5 protein-coding genes are annotated in these 1,605 nt (G+C 45.5%); all 5 read right to left on the reverse strand.

Annotated elements, in window-relative coordinates:
• Positions 1-22 precede the first annotated feature (22 nt).
• Entirely contained in the window at positions 23-367 is a 345-nt protein-coding gene (rpsH, locus tag AC1MDJ_RS07790) for a 30S ribosomal protein S8 (protein WP_479690356.1), read from the reverse strand.
• A gap of 22 nt (positions 368-389) precedes the next feature.
• Complete coding sequence (locus AC1MDJ_RS07795; RefSeq protein ID WP_479690357.1) at positions 390-575, reverse strand: type Z 30S ribosomal protein S14; 186 nt, start codon at positions 573-575, stop codon at positions 390-392.
• A gap of 1 nt (position 576) precedes the next feature.
• Positions 577-1,128, reverse strand: a complete 552-nt coding sequence (rplE, locus tag AC1MDJ_RS07800) for a 50S ribosomal protein L5 (RefSeq protein ID WP_479690358.1) — start codon at positions 1,126-1,128, stop codon at positions 577-579.
• A gap of 13 nt (positions 1,129-1,141) precedes the next feature.
• Positions 1,142-1,495 (reverse strand): 50S ribosomal protein L24, encoded by a 354-nt coding sequence (gene rplX / locus AC1MDJ_RS07805; protein WP_479690359.1) that lies wholly within the window; start codon positions 1,493-1,495, stop codon positions 1,142-1,144.
• 12 nt (positions 1,496-1,507) lie between these two features.
• On the reverse strand, positions 1,508-1,605 hold a 98-nt coding region (locus AC1MDJ_RS07810; protein ID WP_479690360.1), incomplete at its 5' end, for an uL14 family ribosomal protein.

Below are 1,605 nucleotides of genomic sequence, written 5' to 3' on the forward strand. Positions count from 1 at the left end.
TCTGCATGGATTGACGCGCACGTTAGTCAATAATATGGTAGTAGGTGTGACAACTGGTTTTACCAAGTCCGCCTAGAACTGTGGATAAATTTTTATTATTTACATATACACGTCTGCCCGGCTTTGAAATGCGTTTCAGACCGCGAATTACAGAATCGCCAGCTTCAGTGTATTTAAGCACAACCACAATCTCCTTGTGAACGCCTTCATTAGCAACCCTAAAGCTCCTAACATAGCCCTCATCGTTAAGAATTTTAGCCAGTTTCTCTTTCATGGCGGAATAAGGTATTGAAACATCAGTATGCTTTACCATCAAAGCATTGCGTATCCGTGTCAACATATCTGCTATATTATCAGTTGAATTCATAATTTATCCCCTTGCCTCCATCTCACCAGCTAGACTTACGCACACCAGGTATCTCACCTGCAAGTGCCAGTTTCCTGAAACACATACGGCACATATTGAAGCGTCTAATATACGCCCTCGGTCTGCCGCACAGCGGACAACGGTTCTTAACACGCACTTTGAATTTCTTCTTCTTAAATGCACTGTTATACTTAGCTGTAGTTGCCACTCTAGCCCTCCTTTCCTTCTGCAAACGGCATACCGAGTGCACGTAACAACTCTCTGCCCTCTTCATCGGTCTTAGCACTGGTGGTGAATATAACATCCAGCCCGCGCACCTTATCTATCTTGTCGTAATCTATTTCAGGGAATACTATCTGTTCTTTTATGCCCAACGCATAGTTGCCCCTGCCGTCAAACGAGTTCGGGTTGGTGCCACGAAAGACGCGCACCCGAGCAAGTGCTATGTCAAACAGCCTCTGCATAAACTCATACATCACGTCCTTGCGGAGCGTAACCTTGCAACCAATCGCCATCCCCTCACGCAATTTGAAACCTGCTATAGATTTCTTAGCACGGGTAACGACAGGTTTCTGCCCAGAAATCTTCGTCATATCAGAAAGGGCAAACTCTATAATCTTAGAGTTAGAAACCGCTTCGCCAACACCCATGTTCAGCACCACCTTTTCAACACGCGGCACTTGCATGACATTCTTATAGCCGAACTTCTTCATCAAGCTCGGCACAACCTTTTTTTGGAACTTCTCTTGCAGGACTGTCATAGCATATATCTCCTTAGTCCTTGTCTATTACTTCGCCGCAGGACTTGCAAAAGCGTGCTTTCTTGCCACTCTCAAGTATCTTAACGCCTAAACGCACACCCTTGTCGCACTTAGAGCATAGATACATCACGTTTGATATGTCCACAGGCATAGCCTTTTCAACGATACCACCCTCTTGAGACTGCTGACTTGGACGGGTGTGTCTTTTCACTACGTTGACGTTCTCAACGATTAACTTGCCACGCCCTCTATCAATACTCACAACCTTTGCGCCTTTCAGCTTTTGGTTCTGTGTAGCCGTCAATTTGTTCTTGCCAGCTATCACAACCACAGGGTCGCCCTTCTTTATCTTGTATTTAACAGGCATATTTACTTCCCCTCACAGCACTTCTGGTGCCATTGAAACGATTTTCAAAAAGCCTTTGCCACGTAGCTCCCTAGCAACTGGACCAAACACACTCGTGCCTAGTGGCTCAT

Source organism: Candidatus Termitispirillum reticulitermitis (assembly GCF_054655775.1).